Source organism: Mucilaginibacter sp. A5337 (assembly GCF_059690695.1).
In genome coordinates this window covers 1,145,764-1,165,749 of sequence record NZ_JCAWEC010000001.1, presented here as the reverse complement: position 1 = coordinate 1,165,749, position 19,986 = coordinate 1,145,764, and the positions used below count along the sequence as shown (strand labels likewise).

Here is a 19,986-nt window from a genome sequence, read left to right as displayed (position 1 = left end):
ATATCGACAGTAATTGATTTATGCGCTAAAGCATGAGCAGGATAACTATTGCCATAAATGAACATATGATCAGCATTTAAAACTTAACCATACACCTTATGATGAAAATAAAAATTGCGGCTTTTTTAGTCGCCTGGATAACTATTGCCTCAACTTTTGCATCGGCCCAAAACATCGCCGTTAACCTTAGCGGTAAAGTGATGGGCGCGGATAATAAACCTTTGGACGGCGCAACGGCCTATCTGCTCAATGGCCGGGATTCTGCCCTGGTTAAAACTGCCATTGCCGATGCTTCAGGGGCTTATAGCTTCAAAGTGAAACCGGGCAGTTATAAACTATCGGTTACCATGATGGGATATAAACGATATCAATCAGGCATATTGCAATTGGAGCAGGATAAAGTTTTGGAGCCTGTTATTTTGCAGATGGCAGGCACGGCGCTTAAAGAAGTAAGCGTAAGTGCGCAAAGGCCTTTTGTACAGCAAAAGATAGACAGGACGATCATCAGCCCCGAAGCCCTGATCAGCAACAGCGGCAGCACCGCGCTTGAAGTATTGGAGAAAGCGCCGGGCGTTATCGTTGATCAAAATGCTGCCATAAGTTTACAAGGAAAGGGAGTGACTATATTTATAGATGATAAGCCTACGTACCTTTCAGGCCCAGATTTGGAAAATTACCTTAAATCACTAACTTCTGCTGCCATCGACCAGATTGAGCTCATGCCAAATCCGCCCGCAAAATATGATGCTTCCGGTAATGGCGGAGTGATCAATATCCGCACCAGGAAAAATAAGGTTAAAGGTTTCAACGGCAGCCTTAACCTTAATTATACCCAGGGGCGCTACGCCAAAACCAATAACAGCCTCAATTTTAATTACCGTAACAACCGGGTAAACATATTTGGTAACCTGAGTTTCAATAATGGCAACGGTTTCAGCGATTTGGATATCAACCGCCACTTTGAAAATGCACAAGGTAATATTACCTCTAACTTTATTCAAAACTCCTATATCAGGCGCAAGAGCTACAATTATTTTGCAAAAATTGGTGCCGATTATTATATCTCCGATAAAAGCACTATCGGTATTAACCTTACCGGTATTTACAATCCATACAATACCAAAAGCCCGGTAACCAGTCAGTTTTCAAATGCGGCTAATCAGCCCGACTCAACCATTATCGCCCATAATCAGCAACACGGCACTTTTAAAAATGGAGGCGCCAACCTGAACTATCGCCACCAGTTTGATAAAAACGGGCATGAATTTTCTGCAGATCTTGATTATCTCGACTATTACACCAATAATAACCAATTATTTAACAACAGCAGCTTCCTGCCCGATGGCACACTGGTTGGGAACGAGGTACTGACAGGGATGCTTCCCGCGCATATTCACATCTATTCGGCTAAGACAGACTACGATCATCCGCTGAAAAATGGTGTGAAACTCTCGGCCGGCTTAAAATCAAGCTATACCCATACCGACAATATTGCCGATTACTTTTATTCTGCTGGAGGGACCATGACTCCGGATTATGGCAAAACCAATCATTTTATCTACAAAGAAAACATCAATGCCGCTTATATCAATGCAACTAAGGATTATAAGCAACTGTCGGTACAGGCTGGTATCCGTATGGAAAATACCATATCAAACGGGCATCAACTGGGCAACGCTCAAAAGCCGGATTCGGCCTTTAAGCGCAATTATACCAACCTGTTCCCCACTATTTATCTGCAATACAAGCTGGATACCGCTAACCGGAACCAATTGAGCCTGAACTATGGCCGCCGTATTGACCGTCCTTATTATCAGGATCTTAACCCGTTTCTTTCACCGCTTGATAAGTTCACCTACTATACCGGCAACCCTTTCTTAAGGCCTACATTTACCGATAACTTTGAGCTGGCACACACTTATAAAAACAGGTTCACTACAACGTTGAGCTACAGCCGATCGAGAGATGATGTAGAAGAAACCATTGAAATTGTTGACGGTATTTACTACAGCCGCCCCGGTAATATTGGCACCTATACTATCAAAACGCTTTCGTTCGATGGTACATTTGATCCTGCCAAATGGCTTAACTTTCATATTAACGGAAGGGTATCCCAAATCCATTCGGTAAGTAATTTTTATACCGGTTTGCTGGATAGTAAGGGCACATATTTCTTCATCAGGCCTATCTTTACCTTTAAACTGCCTAACGACTGGACAATTCAGTTGGATGGCGGTTACCAGAGCAAGGTTACCAGCGCACAATTTGTAATGGGCAGCAGGGGCAAAGTGAACGCGGCTGTTTCTAAAAAACTTTCGGCAAAAACTACGCTTAAACTGGTGGTAAATGATATTTTTTATACGTTTAAAAACACTGGCGTAATCAATAACTTAAATCAAACCCAGGCTAACTGGCGAAACCTGGGTGACACCCGTACCGGCGTGATATCGCTTAGTTACCGTTTTGGGAAAACCATATCCGGCCAGCGACAGCACGATGCCAATGGTGCCGAAAGTGAGCAGAACAGGGTAAAGAATTAATTTTTTATAACCCAAAAGGGACTGAATCTAACCCTTCTGTTATTCCATCAGTTGGTTCGAATTATGTGCAGCCCCGGGGGCATTATATTGTGTTTATTGCAAGTTTTTCTATCAGCCGAAATAAATATTAGGTTTGTTATCTTTGCCCCATGAGGGTTTCAATCACCGGGATTTTGCTGGCCTGCTATTTTTTAGCAGGAAGCATCATTTTTCCCTTGAGTGATTTTTCGCTCATGCAGGATCTGCCTGCAATGTACCGGTCATACTGTGAGGTAAAGGCAGGTGAGCCGGATATATGTGATTTTGTAGGTGATTATTTACTTCACGGCAAAGAGCTTTTCGGAAACAATGCAAATGACGCAAAGCCCAGGAATGAAAATGCTTTGCAGTTTCAGCATCAGGCCACATTGTCAATTTTTTTCCTTCAGCATACCATCTTGTTTCTTAGCGATACCGGACAACAGCTGGCTAATGAGCCAATTTATCGTCCCCGCTATCATAGTTCAGAATGCCGCGATCAGTATTTCAGGCCACCGATAGCCTGATCGGTTTTTCTGTTTTTTTATCCATCAATTTTTTATGCAAGCCATAGCTATGCCATGGCTAACTTATTTATATATTCATGAAAAGAGTTTTCATGCTATTTCTTTGTATGCTATTGTCGCATTGGGTAATGGCACAAAATACCTTTGTGGCAAAGGTGATCAACAATCAAACAAAAAGTGCATTAATAGGCGCTACCGTAACCATTCCTGATTTGAAGATCAGTGTAAGCACCGATACCGCCGGCTTAATAACCATAACCAATATCCCCAATGGTAAATACGAGATTGAGGTAAGCTATGTAGGCTTTACTAAAAGCGAAAAAGTTTACAGCTTTCCTGCACAGCACTCCGAAAAGCTTGTAATTATAGGGTTAGAGCCGTCGGGAGGTGAGCTGGCGGAGGTTACTGTTCAAACTACCCGCACCAACCAAAATTTGCGCGACATCCCCACCCGGATTGAAGCGCTGCCCTTAGAGGAGCTGGATGAAAAGAGTACCATGAGGCCTGGTGATATTAAGATGTTGCTGGGCGAAGCAACAGGGATCCATGTACAGCAAACCTCGGCAGTAAGCGGTAATGCCAGTTTCCGTATCCAGGGCCTGGATAGCCGGTATACACAGTTATTACAGGATGGAATGCCGCTTTACTCAGGCTTTTCCGGTAACCTTAGCTTATTACAGATCAGTCCGCTCAATTTAAGGCAGGTTGAATTCATAAAAGGCTCTGCTTCCACGCTTTATGGCGGCGGCGCCATAGCCGGTTTAGTTAACCTGATTAGCAAAGTGCCGGAAAAAGATCCGGAATTAACTTTTATGCTTAACGGTACAAGTGCAAAAGGTGCTGATGCAAGCGGCTATTACAGCCGGAAATGGCAGCATATAGGTACAACTATCTTTGGTTCTTATAACTATAACGGCGAGTATGACCCATCAGGTACCGGATTGAGTGCCATACCCCTAACCAAACGCTTCAGCATTAACCCTAAAGTGTTTTTGTACCTGGATGACCGTAATTCGGGCTGGTTGGGGGTTAACCTAACCGCTGAAAACAGGTTCGGCGGCGATATGCAGGTGATCGACGGCAAACCGAATGGTATTCATCAGTATTTTGAGCGTAATAAAACAACGCGTTTCTCAACCTATTTATCCTTTACTCATAAAATAAACGGGGAAAGCCGCATTAATTTTAAGAATGCCGTTGGCTATTTCGACCGGACGTTAAGTGAGCCCGGGTTCGACTTTAAAGGGAAGCAATTATCTTCATTTAGCGAATTAAATTACGTACGCAATGGCGAAAAAGCCTCATGGGTAGCCGGTGTAAATTTAGTTACGGATCATTTTACAGCGCAACCATCACAAAGCAGCTTCAATTATGATTTAACAACTTTAGGGGCGTTTGTGCAAAATACCTTTAAGGCCAATAACTGGTTTTCGCTTGAGAGCGGCTTGAGGCTGGATGACAATACCCCCGCACCTGCAAAGCCATCGTCGGGTTTATTTATTTTGCCAAGAGTAAACGCTTTATTTAAGGTCAATGACCGGTTGAGCAGTCGTTTAGGTGGTGGCTTAGGCTACAAGATGCCATCGTTGTTTAATGATGAAAGCGAACAGGAGGGCTATAGGCATATTCAGCCCTTGAATATTGGTGCTACCCGGGCTGAGCAGTCATATGGTTTAAACGGTGATCTTAATTACCGTAGTGCGCTGGGCGATGAAGCATTTATTAATGTTAATCAATTGTTCTTTTTTACCCGTGTAAATAGGCCGCTCATTTTGCAAAACAACAGTTTTATTAATGGCCCGGGCTATTTAAACTCAAAGGGAGCCGAAACCAATATCAAACTGGTGATGGACGAACTGGTGTTTTACCTGGGGTATACCTATACGGATACTAAAACTCATTTTAACGGCTTAAGCATACCGCAAACATTAACACCCAAAAATCAACTAAGTTTTGATGCCACTTATGAGATAGAAGGTGTTTGCTGTTTTGGTGCCGAGAGTTTTTATACCGCGCCGCAATTATTGTCGGATGGTACCACTGGTAAGGGCTATACCACCTTTGGCTTACTGGTACAGAAGATGTGGAAGCACTTCGACATTTTCGTAAATGCAGAAAACCTGACCGATCAGCGCCAAACCAGGTGGGCCGGTATCTATACCGAAAGTTTAACCAACCCCAACTTCAAAGACATTTATGCCCCATTGGATGGTGCCGTTGTTAATGCCGGGATCAGAGTCAAGTTGCTGAACAAATAGGTTTGTTTTTTTTAATATCATAGAGAAGGCATTCATTCAGCCCCGCTTTTTTAAGCGGTTTTTTTACGTTTGTAAGCCAAAGTGAATCAATGATATAACGTATTCAGGTTTAAGATTGTCTGGATGGAAGGTCCATTTGTCTGGTTCGCTCTGAAAGCACTTAGGTTTTTGCTGTTTTTGCTACAATTTTGAGTCATCAAACAAAATAAAAACTACGATCATGACAACAAAAACAGTAAAAACAATCTATTGGATAGGAGCAGCATTAACTTCATTATGGTTTGCCGCAAGCGGATTTGGAGAACTCACCAAAAACCAGTTTGTATGGGATATCACCCTAAAATTAGGTTACCCTCCACACTTTATTTATATCCTTGGTGTTGCTAAGCTTTCAGGTGTTGCGGTGCTTTTAACCCCCAACAAATTCCTTAGGTTAAAAGAGTGGGTATTTGCCGGTATTTTCTTCGATATCATATTTGCCTTTTTATCTAAAATAGCCGTACTCAATTTTCTTGCTACCATAGATGCTATCGTTGCATTTATTATGGTAACGGTTACTTACGTAATGTTCCGTAAACTTTATCCTGCAGCATACGCAAAGCCAGCTGCGTTGTAAAAAGTAACAAACTGGCGTTGCAAAGCAAAACCGGTTTTACAAAGCACATGAATCTATAAAATATTAAAGAGGCCATCCGATAAGGATAGCCTCTTTTTGTATAAAACAGTGCTGAAATTTAATCTTCAAGAACAGGTGCATCTTTTATCTTTTCCAATACTGATGCAGGTAAATAGGGTCTGCCGCCGGTTGCCGGTACGCAGGTGCCTGTAAATACTGCTTTGGTCATCACCTTATTATTGCATATGATAGATTGTTTAAAATGCAGTTTTGGTAAGCCTTCTTTATCGGTATAAAGGGTGCAGGTAACCTTAAATTCGTCCCCCTTTTTTAATGACCTCAAAAAGCTGATGCTATAGTTTGACAGTACCATGTAAACGCCGTTTTTAGCTTCGGTTTCAAAATCAAAGCCCAGTATTTCCCTGATATAATCGTGCCTGCAGTATTCCATATAAAACGGATAATATAAACCGTCCATAATTTCCTGCACGTCTATATGTTCATCTTTTGCAATATAGGTTTTTGTGTATTCCATAGTAATTTGTTCTTCTTTGTTAGATAGCAAAGCTATTGAACCTTTTCGTTTTAGGAAATCCCTAAAATGAGAGATGTGAACTTTATTTGGTAAACGGTGAACAATTTGAAGATAGTTCAAAATTGTAATTATGTTCTTATCCCATCAGGAGCTCTCGCACATTTAAGTTAACCCACAAAAATGTTTTGTAGTTTAATCAGCAAGGCGTTTTGTTTTACCCAGGGGTATTTCAAACCTTTTATAACTCTGGTGCGCCTATCCCTGGGCAATTAATACCTGTTTATTAAATTATAAAAATCCCCAGAGGGGGAAAAGGTTTGTAGAAACAAACGTCACACCCGTTCCCGAACCCCAGAGGGGTTCAACTCACGCACATTACCCAATTTGACCATTGATTTTGTGGGTCAACTTAAATCTATGAGAGACCTTGAGTGGACGAAAAAATAGTATATTCATTTCATTGAAGCCTCAATGGTCTATTTTCGATGTCGTGCAAAAATCTTCATTCCAGGCGATGGTTGATCCGTCTGCAGACTTTGTTGTGCCTCTATCTATAGTGTAATGCTTAACAAACCCGGTTCCTATACTGCTGCCGTGGTTACAATCCAGCAGGAATTTAAAACCAAGATCTTTGAAAGTAAAGGAATGCCATTTAAGATTACTTATGGAATCGGTATAATAGGTATTTATCTCGTTTATCTTTTTATCCTGTTTATTATAATGCATCACCTGGTAGGCTGGGTTATTTCCGTTCCGTGTATCGAGGCCCGGGGCTATCACAACAGGGGAGAGCAGCTTTCCGTTATTGATCATTAATTTAACGTCAGCCATATGGGTATGCCCTGCCAGTTGAAATTTGATAAGCGAAGCATACTTTTTTATAATGCGTGTGTACGCCAACTGAATGCTATCCTGCCATGAGGGCGATTTTGAATAACGATCGATGCCCGGAGGGACGTGATAAACGAGCCAAACCGATTGAGTGCGTTTAAGTGTACTTAATTTGTATTCCAGCCATTTTAATTCAGCTTGCGCTGCCGGTGCCAGGTTTTTATTTTCACTCATAAAAAGCACCGTGTTTAATACAATAATTGACAGGTCATTCTTTTCGTAAGCGTAATACCCTCCTTTATAAAATGTCTTTTTTATTTTCCCATTCTGATCGATTGGTTTGAGCAGGGATTTATAGAAAACGTCATAAGTCTCAGCGTTGGGTATATTATGTGCCATGCAATCATTATTCCCTAATGCAGGCAGGATGATCGCGCGTTTATCTATGTTGTGGATATGCTTAATAATATAGGCAAACGTCGTTTTCATTACCTGCTTGCTATGACCCTTATGTTTGAGCAGATCACCGGGCATAATGATAAATGGGTATTTTCCCGGTTTAATATTGTTGATCGCCGACAAAAAGAGCGAGGAATCTGTGTCCGTATGATAAAAGGTACTCCATGTTGTGTCCAGGTGTACATGTACATCTGATAGTACCAATATCGAATCTTTTTGCGCATAACTAAATGCAGGAAAGGCGGCGAGTAGCAGGAACAAAAGTTTTTTCATAGTTCGATAGCGTTAAGGAAGGTTGTATAACTAATTGATGTTATAAAGCTATTTATTTATTCCTGAAAGATGTATGTGTTAGATAAAAATAAGCGTTGTTAAATGTAGTTAAATGGGGATTTACTCATGATTAATTAAATCTGCACGACACCACAATGGGACGCAAACAAAACCGGCTGCAACATAACCCGAATTTGAAGGGTATATTGTAGCCGGTTGATAGCTATTTTTTGTTGCACCTGTTCTTAAACAGAAACACTAATATGAACATTAATATTGCCACGTGTGGCTTTTGAATATGGGCAGGTTTGATGTGCTGCTGCTACAACAGTTTGAGCTTGCTCGTTTGTAAGGCCGGGAAGATATACATGCAGGCGTGCCTGAAGGCTAAAGGCCAGGTTGCTGCCCTCGCCGGTTGTTGCCAGGTCAACCTCGGCTTCAACAGCGGTATCATTTGGAATGGCAATTTGCAATCCTGCGGCGTTACGTCTCATTGCTCCGATAAAACAAGCCGACCATCCGGCTGCAAATAGTTGCTCGGGATTAGTCCCGCTGCCCGGCCCGCCCGGGGTCGACAGGTTTACATCCAAACGCCCGTCGGTACTTTTGGATGCACCTTCACGGCCACCGGTTGTTTTTACTTTACCTGTGTATAGTACTTTGTCTATATTGATCTGCGCGTTATTGGTAACGTCAATTACTGTTATTGTTTCCATTATATTTAGTGTTTCAATTTTGAGAATGTTGTATAAAAGCCTATTAATTGATTTTATAATTTATGATCAATCATCAGCTTTAAGCTTTGTACGTTTTGTTTTTGTCTACTCAGGGTCTCGCGCAGAGGGCCCTGATGCTCTGCGTCATCAGGGTTATTTTGCAAAGCTTTCGGCCTCGATAATCGCATCGGCAAAGGCTTTGGGTGCTTCCTGCGGCAAATTGTGGCCTATACCTCCGGTAATGGTATGGTGTGCATATTTACCTTTAAAACGGGCTGCATAATCGGCTGGCATAGGGTGAGGGGCTCCGTTGGCATCGCCTTCGAGGGTTACGGTGGGCACAATGATAGGAGGAGCAGTTGCCAGCTTTTTTTCCATTTCGTCATATTTTGCCTCACCTTCGGCAAGTCCCAGGCGCCAGCGATAATTGTGGATCACGATGTCAACATGGTCTGGATTGTCAAATGATGGCACTGTTTGTGCAAAGGTTGCATCATCAAATTTCCAGTTGGGTGATGCTGTTTCCCAGATAAGCCTGTTAAAATCGCGCCTGTTGGCTTCATACCCCATGCGGCCGCGCTCGGTACTAAAATAAAACTGGTACCACCATGATAACTCAGCTTTTGGAGGCAGCGGTTTTTTATTAGCTTCCTGACTGCCTATCAGGTAACCACTTACCGAAACCATTGCTTTGCAGCGTTCGGGCCATAAGGCGGCCACAATGTTAGCGGTACGTGCGCCCCAGTCAAACCCGCCGATAATTGCTTTGTCTATTTTCAGGGCGTCCATCAGTGCGATTATATCGGTTGCTATTGCTGACTGCTGCCCGTTCCTGAAAGTTTGTGCCGAAAGGAATTGTGTTGTGCCGTGCCCGCGTAAATGAGGTACTATTACCCTGTACCCGGCTTTGGCAAGTATAGCTGATACTTCAGTATAGCTATGTATATCATATGGCCATCCATGAAGCAGAATAACAGGCTGTCCGGTTGCCGGGCCACTTTCTGCATACCCAATATCAAGCAGGCTTGTTTTTACCTGTTTAATGGTATCGAAGGTTGCGGTAGACAAATGGTTATTTTGTTGGTTTGATGAATCAGTATGCCTGGTTTCGGCTTTAAGCAAACCGAGACCGCCTAATTCTGCTGCTGCAACTGTTAGTGCGGTAATACCAAGAAAGCGGCGGCGGCTGAAGGTTGTTTCGTTGTTCATGTTTTTCAAGATTAGTTTGTTTAATAAATTCACCTTTAGATGCATTCCTCATCGTTGGGCATAACAAAAGTACGCCGCCATCCAGATTATGAAAGGGGGTGATGTATGAACCGGACAAATGGTGACTTCAGTTAGACATACCCCCAGTTGGATTTGCCGTTATTTTAAATTACCCGGAGATAGCCGGACAGTTTGGAATAATATTAAGTCCTTTTTTGAGTAGCTCATCTCAAATTCTACTATTTAATTATTTGCAGGTAACAATTAACAATGATTGCTGTATTTTACCACGAAATTTTTTGTTAACGCCGTTTTAAAATGAACTTCATATCCAAACTAACAAATTACTTTATTGCTATAGCGCTGTTAGTACTTCCGCGGCCGGTTTTTGCCCAAAAACTGGTTAAATATGTACAGCCGATGGCAGGTACAGCTATTGCTACCACAGCTTCGGCGCTAAAACATGGCCAGGCGGCTGATACGCGGTTTGCCAATACCATTCCCGCGGTTACCACACCCTTTGCAATGACGCAATGGACTCCCGAAACCGAGAGTGGCGAAACTAAATGCGTGCCCCCTTATTATTATAAAGACAGTGTATTTAACGGCCTGCGGGGTTCGCATTGGTTAAGTGGTTCATGTACCCAGGATTATGGCAGCTTCACTATTATGCCCATCACAGGTAAACTAAAAACAACTAATTATAGCGCGACATTTAAACATACCGATGAACTATCGTCGCCGCACTTTTATAGCGTAAACCTTAATCAATATAAAGTGAATGCCGCAGTAACCTCCACCGAACGCTGCGGCATGATGCAGTTTACCATGGAACAGGCCGACAGCCTTTATTTATTGATCAAAGCCAATAGTGATTATCATGAAGGTTTTGTAAAAGTGGATAAACAAACCGGTGAAATATCGGGCTATAACCCGGCGCACCGCATTTACCAGGGTTGGGGCAAAAGCGCAGGTTTCAGTGGTTTTTTTGTGATCAGGTTTGAACGGAGTTTGAGTAAAACAGGCACGTTTGCGGGCGATAAAACATCTACTGCCGATAGTATCAAAAACGACGGAGGCACGGGCATTTATGCAGGGTTCAAATTCAACAAAGGCGAAAAGTTAACCATAAGGATAGGTACATCGTTTACCAGTTTGGACGGGGCACGCAAAAACCTGCAAGCCGAAATGCCCGGGTTTGATTTTGAGAGGGCTGTAGCAAAAAGCAAATCAAGATGGGAAAAAGCTTTAGGGCAGATAAGCATTTCAACAAACAGCGAACAGGATAAACGGATCTTTTATACATCATTTTATCACGCCATGCAGCATCCGCGCCTTTTTAATGATGTAGATGGCAAGTATCCGCGGTTTTCTGGTAATTACCAGATCGAAAAATTATCTAACGGTAATTATTATGATGATTTTTCGATGTGGGATATTTACCGGGCGCAATTGCCATTGTTTGAGATCCTGAATCCGGTTTTGATCAATAACCTGGCGAAATCACTGATCCTGAAAGGTAAGCAAGGTGGTTGGATGCCTGTATTCCCGTGCTGGAACAGCTATACATCCGAAATGATCGGCGATCACACAGTTTCGGTGATCAGTTCGGCATATTTAAAAGGGATCACTGATTTTGATGTTACAGATGCTTACCAAATTTTAAGGCATAATGCTTTTGAACTGCCTGCTAACAGGGCCGATTATGTGGAAGGCAAAGGCCGCAGGGCACTGGATAGTTATTTGAAATATCAGTACATCCCCTTAGAAGATAGTGTACGTGATGCCTTCCACAAAATGGAACAGGTGAGCCGTACCATGGAATACGCTTACGATGATTATGCGCTGGCGCAATTTGCAAAAGCTTTAAAAAATACTGCCGATTATACGGCGCTTAGCAAACGGGCAAAATATTATACCAATGTGTTTGATCCGTCAACGGGGTTTGTCCGCGGTAAACATCTTGATGGCAGTTGGGTATCTCCCTTTGATCCGGATAAAAAGGCAACTTATATTACAGAAGGCACCGCACGTCAATACACGTTTTATGTGCCGCAGGATGTGCCTGGTTTGGCAAAGCTGATGGGTGGTACTAAAAAGCTTGAACAATCTTTAGATAGCCTGTTTGAAAAGGGCGAATACTGGCACGGCAATGAGCCGGGGCACCAGATTCCTTTTATGTATAATTATACGCCATCGCCATGGAAAACACAAGCAGCCGTACGCAAGATCTTAGCTACCGAATACAGCGATGGTCCCGGTGGTTTGGGAGGAAACGATGATGCCGGTCAGATGTCGGCCTGGTATCTGTTTGCATCGATGGGTTTTTACCCGGTAAACCCGGTTTCGGGCGAGTACCTGCTGTGTTCGCCGTTGTTTGATAAAATTGTTATTACACTTCAAAATGAAAGAAAGTTTGAGATCATTTGCCATAAATCAAGTCCGAAATCAATGTATATCAGTGCAGTGAAATTGAATGGCAAAATAATGCCCGATAATTTTATCCGTTACAGCGATATCAGGAACGGCGGCAAACTTGAAATATATATGAATGATAAACCGGGGAGTAACTGGGCAGTTAAACCGGCAAATCAGCCTAAAGGGATGTAATGAAATAAGCAGGGGAAAGGGATTTTTAAAATCCCCTCTCGAACTGCTGTGTACACATTTTAAAAAAGGGAAATGTCATTTCGATAGAGCAAGGGCGGGCTGAGTGGTGGAGCGAAAGAGAAATCTTCTACATCAGGCTCTACAACTATAGCTGTAAAAGCAGGGCGTAGAAGATTTCTCCTCACCTCCTGCGCACAAATTCCACCTTGGTTCGTCGAAATGACATTTTTTATTTTGTTGAAACCTTTTAAGAGCAAACCCTGCTTCCCTGTAAAAATCAGATGACTTAGGTGCATTTTTCCCGGAAATATGTAAATTGTCATCAACCAAAAACATACCTATGAATTCTCGTCGTGATTTTTTGCAGAAACTGGGCTTATCTGCCCTGGCCCTGCAGCTTGCCCCGCTTTCGGGTTGGGCAGCAGGAGCAGATAATGTTGAACCACCTTATGACGGCCCACTATTACGTGTGGCCATCTTGGGGCTTGGAGGTTACGGAACTATGGTTGCAGAGGCTATGCGGAAATGTACCAAAGCTAAACTGGTAGGCGTGGTCAGTGGTACGCCATCAAAAGTTAAGGCATGGCAAAGTAAATATGGTATCCCCGAAAAAAACTGCTACAACTATGAGAATTTCGATAACATAAAAAATAATCCGGATATCGATGCCGTATATGTTATTACCCCAAACGGGCTGCACCATGATTTTGTGATCAGGACAGCGGCGGCAGGTAAACATGCTATATGCGAGAAGCCAATGGCGGTTAATGCGCAGGAGGGACAGGCAATGGTTGATGCCTGCAAAAAGGCCAATGTAAAACTGCTGGTAGGCTACCGCATGCATTTTGAACCCAAAACGCTTGAAGTGATTAGGATGCGGCAAAGCGGGGAGTTTGGAAAGATCAGGTTTTTTCAGGGACAATGCGGGTTTACCATTGGCGATCCTACACAATGGCGACTGAATAAAAAACTGGCCGGCGGCGGATCAATGATGGATATAGGCATTTACGCTATCAACGGCGCACGTTACATGACGGGGGAAGAACCGATATGGGTTACCGCACAGGAAACCAAAACCGATCCGGTGAAATTTAAGGAAGGAGTTGACGAAACCATCCAGTTTCAGTTTGGCTTCCCGAGCGGGGCGGTGGCTTCCTGTTTATCTACCTATAATATGAACAATCTCGACCGCTTTTTTCTTGATGGGGAAAAGGGCTTTGCCGAAATGCAGCCTTCTACCGGTTACGGGCCAATCAGAGGTCGTACCCATTTGGGAGAGCTTAACCAGCCAATCACCACGCATCAAACCGTACAGATGGACGAGATGTGCGAAATCATATTCAATAACAAGAAACCGGTAGTACCTGTAAATGGTGAAGAAGCTGTAAAAGACCTTAAGATTATTGATGCCATTTATCTCGCCGTTAAGACCGGAAAAAAAGTGGAAGTGAGTTTGTAGCAGGCTGGGTAAAGTGTACCAGAGGTGCCTTCGGTTTGATGTGTCATATTTAGCAGAACCTGTAACAAGCTGCCGGCGTGCTCATCTAAATATAAAAACTTAGAAAAAACATGAGCACCAAAGAAACATTTTCAATTAACGGTGAAGCGTTATTGGGAAAGATAAAAGAAATAATTAACGAAGGTAAAGCCAGCAGGATCACCATTTCTGATAAACATGGTAAAGAGCTAATGACTTTTCCTTTAAGCGTAGGCCTTTTTGGGATGATACTGGCACCGGTATTTGCTGCTGTAGGCACCCTGGCGGCCCTGGTTACAGAATGTACCATAACTGTAGAACGGGAAGAGGAAGATAAAGAAGATACCCCAAAAGAATAAGATATCTTCCAGTATAATTCTGTGAAACTAAAGACCGGAAATTTCTGGTCTTTAGTTTAAATATTCGGTAAAAAAATCAATGGTTCGTTTCCAGGCTAATTCTGCTGCGGCTTTATCGTAACGTGGAGTAGTGTTATTATGAAAACCATGATTGGCATTTTCATAAATAAAAGCCTGATATTTTTTGCCGTTTTCTTTTAAGGCTTTTTCATAGGCCGGCCAGCCATCTGTAATGCGGGTATCCAGTGATGCATAGTGCAGCTGTAGCGGCGCTTTAATTTTAGGAACATCTTCAAGGGCCGGCTGACTTCCGTAAAATGGAACAGCGGCAGCCAAGTCGGGAATACGTACGGCCATCATATTGGCAATTCCTCCGCCATAGCAAAAACCTACAACACCCACTTTACCATTGCAGTCTTTATGGTTTTTCAGGTATTCATAAGCTGCTATAAAATCTTCTTCCATTTGGCCCTTGTCCCTTTTGGCTTGCATGGCGCGCCCTTCATCATCATTGCCGGGGTAACCACCCAATGGACTTAGCGCATCGGGAGCAAGTGTAATAAAGCCGGCGAGGGCGGCGCGTCTGGCTACATCTTCTATATATGGGTTTAGTCCCCGGTTTTCATGAACAACTACAATGCCTCCCAATTTTTTCTTTGCGTCGGCAGGCTCTGATAGCAGGCCTTTAATTGTTCCGCCGCCTTTGGGTGAGGGGTAGTTGATATAGCCTGATTTCAAATGCGGATCATCAGATTTCACTTCTGCGGTTGAATGGTAATCGGGCATCATGAAACTCATCAATGCAGTTACCGTTAAACCGCCTACTGCATACAAGGACAGTTTTTGCATAAAAGCGCGCCTGTCGAGACGATTATGTGCATAATCATCGTACAGGTCAAACACTTCCTGTTTGATGTCTTCTCTTTTAATTTGGTTCATATTGCTGGAGGCTTTGTTCAAATTTACCGGTTAGGTTTTGCTTAGGGTGTAACAGTCTCATTACCAGTAATGTTTTGTGTCGAATTTCTGGACGTGTCCATGTATTGTATTTTACGTCTCTCCCCGAAGTAGAGGCTACAGATTGATACCCCAAAGCTTACTGTAACTGCCGGGCTGCCTGCCGGGTAGTGCTTAGGTAACAGATAATCAATAATAAGCCAGGGGCAATCAGTACGGGTAAGCCAAAGTCCTTTGCCATCAGGGCACCGGTGAGGCAGCCACCTAAAAAGCCCGTTATGGTTATTGTTTGGTTTTTTAAAGCGCCGAGGCTAACAGTGTTTTTGAATAGAGAAAAGAGCAGGCTGCCAAGATCAAGCGAAGCCTGGGTTACGTTACCGGTCATCATAGTTGTGGGGCCATAGGTTTCTTTGGCATAAAGTTTACCGAAGGCGTTTTGGAGCCCCATGGCAAATACCACCATCATTGCTGTAAAGTGTACGCTCCAGTAGGCCATTGAATAAAACTTCGCGGACATTGCAAAGATGCCGCTCATGAGTAGCAGGATCCCTTCAATAAATAACAGCCGGTACCTTTTACCCGCTTCAGCACCTATTTGTCCGCCGGTTATTACCGCTGCAACAAAAACAGGAAAGGAGAGTAATTTAATCCAGGCTTGCGGATCAGACCCGTTAATGATCTGGTAAGCAAATACAATAAAATTGCCGGTAACATGCGCCGAAAACATGGAGTTTGCTGCCACAAAAGTTACGGTATCACAATAGCCGGCAACAGCACTTAGCAGGATGGTTACATACCAAATGTTATTTGAGTTTTCCATTGATGTATTAAAAAGGCAAATCGTTGCTTCTAATGGCAAAATAGTCAATATTTTCTGCAAACGAATAGTTGACAAAAAGGTTCGTGTCTCCGCGGGGGCCTCCGCGAGTTTAAGTTTACCCACAAAATTCACCAACCTGAAATTTCAATAGGAGGCACCTACGGAACCAAAAAATATCCTCTTTTAAGGCTATAAACACGTGGCCCCACTGGGGCCGTTAAGGTTTTACAACATAATGAGGCTTAAGGACAGGTGCACCAGAGGTGCAAAAGGTTTGTAGCATAAAAAGTATAGAAATATCCTTTGCCTCAGAGAGGCAAAACAAAACGCCTTACTGATTAAGCTACAAAGCAATTTCGTGGGTTAACTTAAACTCATAGAGGACCCTGATGTATCCGTTAATTTTTTTTAGATCATTTTATGGAAACGCTTAAATCTCCGCATCCTGTAGGAAATAAGCATCCATGAAAAAGATAATTTCCTTTCCCTTATTAGTAATTATGCTGTTTGTATTGTGCATAACAACAGTTTGTGCGCAGAGCCCTCAGCTTACTGTTGATGGTAAAAGCAATAGCGGCGTTAAGCTGCAGCAGTTAAAGGTTGATGTTGCTATTTACGGTAACATTAGCCGCACCACCTGGCAAATGACTTTCTTTAATTCAACTTCGCGCATTTTAGAAGGCACATTGGTGTTTCCGTTAAAGGATGGTATTAGCGTTAGCCGTTATGCCCTCGATATTAATGGCAAAATGCGGGAGGCCGTACCTGTTGACAGGGGCAAGGGAACCGTAACCTTTGAGGCTATTGAACGTCGCAGGGTTGATCCGGGTTTGCTTGAAAAGGTAGAAGGTAATGCATTCCGTACGCGTATTTATCCTATTAATCCCAATAGTACCCGTACGGTGATTATTGGTTATGAAGAAGAGATTCCCCTGGCTGATAAAGATAACCTGAAGTTTACGCTGCCGCTTAATGTTAAAGATACTGTCGAAAAGTTTTCGCTCAATGCATCGGTTATTCAAAATGCCGAAGCCCCGGTTGCCGAAGGGGAAGACGATATACTGCATTTTGACAACCATCATAATACATATTCGGCATCTGTTGAAAAAAGCAATTATGTGCCAGATCATGCTCTGTCGTTTTTAATCCCTAAACCTGCCGGAGCAAATGAGGTAATGTTGCAGGCCCAGGGTAATAAGTACTATTATTTTATCAATACGTCGTTACAGTCGCAGTCGGTGAGCAAACCGCTTCCTCATCGTATTGGTTTGCTGTGGGATGCTTCTCTAAGCGGGGCCAATCGCGATAGTAAAAAAGAGTTGGCGCTGCTGGATGCCTATTTTAAAAAAGTAAATAATGCAGAGGTAAACCTTACCATATTCAGCAACAAAGTGATCAGTACTAAAAGTTATCCTGTACGTAACGGCGACTGGGCCGAGCTGAAAAATGTGCTTGAGCACGTTACTTACGATGGCGCCACCAATTTTGGCAATATCAACCTGGCTCAATATCCGGCAGATGAATTTCTGCTCATGAGCGATGGTCATCAAACCTTTGGCGAAAAAGCTTTGAAATTGATTAATAAGCCGGTTTATTGTATTAATTCATCTTCAACAGCCGACTATAGCAATCTTAAACTCATCGCCCTTAAAACACATGGAGAACTGGTTGACCTTACCGGAGGCGATACCGATAAAGCGCTGAGCAAACTAACCACCCGCTCGCTGCATTTTTTGGGGATCAAAGCCGGGGCTACTGTGGAAGAAACTTATCCCTCATTGCCTGTTGCGGTTGGCAATTCATTTTCAATAGCCGGTACCACCCGTAACCCCAACCAAAATATTACACTGCAATACGGCTATGGCGATAAAGTTAGCTTTGAAAAAACGGTTACACTTGATTTGGCAACCAACGCAGTTGAAGGAGTAGATGTAGCCAAACTATGGGCGCAAAAAAAGATCAGCGAGCTGGATATTAATTATGATGCCAACCGGCAGGAGATTGAATCGCTTGGTAAACGTTTTGGGATCGTCACCCGCAATACTTCGCTCATTGTGTTAGAAAATGTGAGCGATTATATTCAATATGGCATTGAGCCACCTGCCGAATTACAAGCCCAGTACGATGCCATTATGAAGCAACGCGGTCCGGTTAATGAGCCGGTACGCGAAAACCTTACCGCAGCTTATACCACGGAAACCGAACTTGCTAAATGGTGGGATACGAAAGTTGAAGCGGAGCCGAAACCCAAATTAAAAAATGAAAACGACAAGGCCCGTACCCCACATGCCAATGCTACTTTGCCGGTTGCAGAGGCTGTGGCAAATCCCCCGGGCACGGCGCAGCCATCGGCAGCTGCCGGATATTCTGCAAATGCGGCCCCGCCAAATTCCAATCAGCTTAGTGAGGTTGTTGTGGTAGGATACGGTGTGCAAAGAAAGACATCGACCACCGGTTCTGTTACAACAATACAAAACGACCAGGTTAATACACAGCTTGCAGGCAGAGTACCAGGAGTCCTGGTAACCACCTCCGGTTCGGCCGGTTCAAATGCTGATGTACGGGTGCGAGGTACGGCAAGCGCTAATGCGCCTGCGCCACTGTATATTGTTGATGGAGTAGCAACTTCGTCTATAAATAATATAAATCCTAACGATGTTGGATCGGTACAGGTTTTAAAAGATGCCAATGCTACGGCTATTTACGGTGCAAGAGCCGCCGGTGGAGTTGTAGTGATCAATACGCGGACCAGCCATGGCAGCGCTGTCCGTGCAGATTCTGTTGCCAGACCTGCAAATGCAAACGGTGGCATCAGCGTTACCTACAATCCAGCTGCCGCCGATTACTTAAAAATTATCCAAAAAACAGATAAGGCTGCGCAGTACCAAAAATACCTGGAGTTACGGGCTTCATTGAGCGGCAATCCTGTTTATTATTTTGATGTGGCCGATTATTTTATAAAAACGGGCAATACAGAACTGGGTACGCGGATCCTGAGTAACCTTGCCGAGCTTGACCTGGGGAGCTATGAACTATATAAAATGCTGGGCTATAAACTAAAACAGCTTGGCGATTTTGAAGGTGAAGTGTTTGCCTTTAAAAAAGTCACCGAACTGCGCCCGCTCGATCCGCAAAGCTACCGTGATTACGGCCTGGCCCTTGATGATGCCGGCGAACATCAAAAAGCACTTGAGGTGCTTTACACTGCCATGACCAAAAGCTATACCGGCGAAGCAGATAATTTATATCGTGGTATTCAGGAGGTGTTTTTGCCCGAAATAAACAGGATCATAGCGCTTAATAAAGGCAAACTTAACATTTCAGCAATTGACAAAAAGCTGATCAAACCTTTGCCGGTTGATATCCGCATTGTGATGGATTGGAATATGAACAACACGGATATTGATCTTTGGGTAACGGACCCTAATAATGAAAAGTGTTTTTACAGCCATAACCGCACAGCAATAGGCGGCAGGATCTCGCACGATATGACACAGGGTTTTGGCCCGGAGCAATTTTTATTGAAGAAAGCTGTTAAAGGGACTTACAAAATAGAGATTAACTATTTTGGTGACCGCCAGGCCACCATTGCGGGGCCAACTACCGTTATGGCCGAAATGTTTACGCATTACGGAACTCCTGATGAGAAGAAAGAGATTATTGTATTGCAAATGAAGAAAGGCGCAAACGGCACTGTTTACATTGGCGACCTGGACTTTAAATAGATGATTGGGCGTGATCCAGGCCCGATTGTAACAGTAGAGCTCCGTTAACAGCGGGG

General features: G+C 43.3%; 14 protein-coding genes. 8 read left to right on the top strand and 6 right to left on the bottom strand.

Annotated elements, in window-relative coordinates:
* The first annotated feature begins 98 nt into the window (after window positions 1–98).
* The 4 genes from AC59JO_RS04795 to AC59JO_RS04780 all read left to right on the top strand — a co-directional run bounded on the left by AC59JO_RS04795 (window position 99) and on the right by AC59JO_RS04780 (window position 5,959).
* Complete coding sequence (locus AC59JO_RS04795) at window positions 99–2,540, top strand: TonB-dependent receptor domain-containing protein (RefSeq protein ID WP_497303745.1); 2,442 nt, start codon at window positions 99–101, stop codon at window positions 2,538–2,540.
* Between the two features lie 149 nt (window positions 2,541–2,689).
* Window positions 2,690–3,085, top strand: a complete 396-nt coding sequence (locus AC59JO_RS04790; RefSeq protein ID WP_497303743.1) for a hypothetical protein — start codon at window positions 2,690–2,692, stop codon at window positions 3,083–3,085.
* A 77-nt stretch (window positions 3,086–3,162) separates the two neighbouring features.
* A complete protein-coding gene (locus AC59JO_RS04785) occupies window positions 3,163–5,343 on the top strand; it encodes a TonB-dependent receptor (RefSeq protein WP_497303741.1) in 2,181 nt (726 codons plus the stop codon).
* A 220-nt stretch (window positions 5,344–5,563) separates the two neighbouring features.
* On the top strand, window positions 5,564–5,959 hold the full coding sequence (locus tag AC59JO_RS04780; RefSeq protein ID WP_413669439.1) for a DoxX family protein: 396 nt from the start codon (window positions 5,564–5,566) through the stop codon (window positions 5,957–5,959).
* Between the two features lie 118 nt (window positions 5,960–6,077).
* Here AC59JO_RS04780 and AC59JO_RS04775 read toward each other — a convergent pair whose 3' ends face one another.
* From AC59JO_RS04775 to AC59JO_RS04760, 4 genes are all read right to left on the bottom strand, one after another.
* Complete coding sequence (locus tag AC59JO_RS04775) at window positions 6,078–6,494, bottom strand: acyl-CoA thioesterase (RefSeq protein WP_497303739.1); 417 nt, start codon at window positions 6,492–6,494, stop codon at window positions 6,078–6,080.
* A 468-nt stretch (window positions 6,495–6,962) separates the two neighbouring features.
* The gene (locus AC59JO_RS04770; RefSeq protein WP_497303737.1) at window positions 6,963–8,057 is read right to left on the bottom strand and encodes a metallophosphoesterase family protein; all 1,095 of its coding nucleotides are present in this window, start codon (window positions 8,055–8,057) and stop codon (window positions 6,963–6,965) included.
* A gap of 245 nt (window positions 8,058–8,302) precedes the next feature.
* Window positions 8,303–8,773 carry an organic hydroperoxide resistance protein gene (locus AC59JO_RS04765; protein ID WP_413669436.1) on the bottom strand — a complete coding sequence of 157 codons (471 nt, stop codon included), beginning with the start codon at window positions 8,771–8,773 and terminating at the stop codon, window positions 8,303–8,305.
* 153 nt (window positions 8,774–8,926) lie between these two features.
* Window positions 8,927–9,982 (bottom strand): alpha/beta fold hydrolase, encoded by a 1,056-nt coding sequence (locus tag AC59JO_RS04760; protein WP_413669435.1) that lies wholly within the window; start codon window positions 9,980–9,982, stop codon window positions 8,927–8,929.
* 318 nt (window positions 9,983–10,300) lie between these two features.
* Here AC59JO_RS04760 and AC59JO_RS04755 point away from each other — a divergent pair, with 318 nt between their 5' ends.
* The 3 genes from AC59JO_RS04755 (at window position 10,301) to AC59JO_RS04745 (ending at window position 14,428) form a co-directional block, all read left to right on the top strand.
* Window positions 10,301–12,592, top strand: coding sequence for a GH92 family glycosyl hydrolase (locus AC59JO_RS04755; RefSeq protein ID WP_497303734.1), 2,292 nt, complete (start codon window positions 10,301–10,303; stop codon window positions 12,590–12,592).
* A 340-nt stretch (window positions 12,593–12,932) separates the two neighbouring features.
* Window positions 12,933–14,051: a Gfo/Idh/MocA family protein gene (locus tag AC59JO_RS04750; protein ID WP_497303732.1), complete on the top strand. Its 1,119-nt coding sequence runs from the start codon at window positions 12,933–12,935 to the stop codon at window positions 14,049–14,051.
* Between the two features lie 110 nt (window positions 14,052–14,161).
* Window positions 14,162–14,428, top strand: a complete 267-nt coding sequence (locus tag AC59JO_RS04745) for a DUF4342 domain-containing protein (RefSeq protein WP_090534028.1) — start codon at window positions 14,162–14,164, stop codon at window positions 14,426–14,428.
* A gap of 51 nt (window positions 14,429–14,479) precedes the next feature.
* Here the strand turns inward: AC59JO_RS04745 and AC59JO_RS04740 are convergent, their stop codons facing one another.
* Both AC59JO_RS04740 and AC59JO_RS04735 read right to left on the bottom strand, forming a co-directional pair.
* Window positions 14,480–15,367: a dienelactone hydrolase family protein gene (locus AC59JO_RS04740; RefSeq protein WP_497303729.1), complete on the bottom strand. Its 888-nt coding sequence runs from the start codon at window positions 15,365–15,367 to the stop codon at window positions 14,480–14,482.
* A gap of 157 nt (window positions 15,368–15,524) precedes the next feature.
* Entirely contained in the window at window positions 15,525–16,205 is a 681-nt protein-coding gene (locus AC59JO_RS04735; RefSeq protein ID WP_413669431.1) for a YoaK family protein, read from the bottom strand.
* Window positions 16,206–16,669: 464 nt separating this feature from the next.
* Here AC59JO_RS04735 and AC59JO_RS04730 point away from each other — a divergent pair, with 464 nt between their 5' ends.
* Complete coding sequence (locus AC59JO_RS04730) at window positions 16,670–19,930, top strand: DUF2135 domain-containing protein (protein WP_497303727.1); 3,261 nt, start codon at window positions 16,670–16,672, stop codon at window positions 19,928–19,930.
* The last annotated feature ends 56 nt before the right edge of the window (window positions 19,931–19,986 follow it).

Coding starts and splice junctions, on each gene's coding strand:
- AC59JO_RS04795 (WP_497303745.1), top strand. CDS start 99: ATGATGAAAATAAAAATTGCGGCTTTTTTAGTCGCCTGGATAACTATT.
- AC59JO_RS04790 (WP_497303743.1), top strand. CDS start 2,690: ATGAGGGTTTCAATCACCGGGATTTTGCTGGCCTGCTATTTTTTAGCA.
- AC59JO_RS04785 (WP_497303741.1), top strand. CDS start 3,163: ATGAAAAGAGTTTTCATGCTATTTCTTTGTATGCTATTGTCGCATTGG.
- AC59JO_RS04780 (WP_413669439.1), top strand. CDS start 5,564: ATGACAACAAAAACAGTAAAAACAATCTATTGGATAGGAGCAGCATTA.
- AC59JO_RS04775 (WP_497303739.1), bottom strand. CDS start 6,494: ATGGAATACACAAAAACCTATATTGCAAAAGATGAACATATAGACGTG.
- AC59JO_RS04770 (WP_497303737.1), bottom strand. CDS start 8,057: ATGAAAAAACTTTTGTTCCTGCTACTCGCCGCCTTTCCTGCATTTAGT.
- AC59JO_RS04765 (WP_413669436.1), bottom strand. CDS start 8,773: ATGGAAACAATAACAGTAATTGACGTTACCAATAACGCGCAGATCAAT.
- AC59JO_RS04760 (WP_413669435.1), bottom strand. CDS start 9,982: ATGAACAACGAAACAACCTTCAGCCGCCGCCGCTTTCTTGGTATTACC.
- AC59JO_RS04755 (WP_497303734.1), top strand. CDS start 10,301: ATGAACTTCATATCCAAACTAACAAATTACTTTATTGCTATAGCGCTG.
- AC59JO_RS04750 (WP_497303732.1), top strand. CDS start 12,933: ATGAATTCTCGTCGTGATTTTTTGCAGAAACTGGGCTTATCTGCCCTG.
- AC59JO_RS04745 (WP_090534028.1), top strand. CDS start 14,162: ATGAGCACCAAAGAAACATTTTCAATTAACGGTGAAGCGTTATTGGGA.
- AC59JO_RS04740 (WP_497303729.1), bottom strand. CDS start 15,367: ATGAACCAAATTAAAAGAGAAGACATCAAACAGGAAGTGTTTGACCTG.
- AC59JO_RS04735 (WP_413669431.1), bottom strand. CDS start 16,205: ATGGAAAACTCAAATAACATTTGGTATGTAACCATCCTGCTAAGTGCT.
- AC59JO_RS04730 (WP_497303727.1), top strand. CDS start 16,670: ATGAAAAAGATAATTTCCTTTCCCTTATTAGTAATTATGCTGTTTGTA.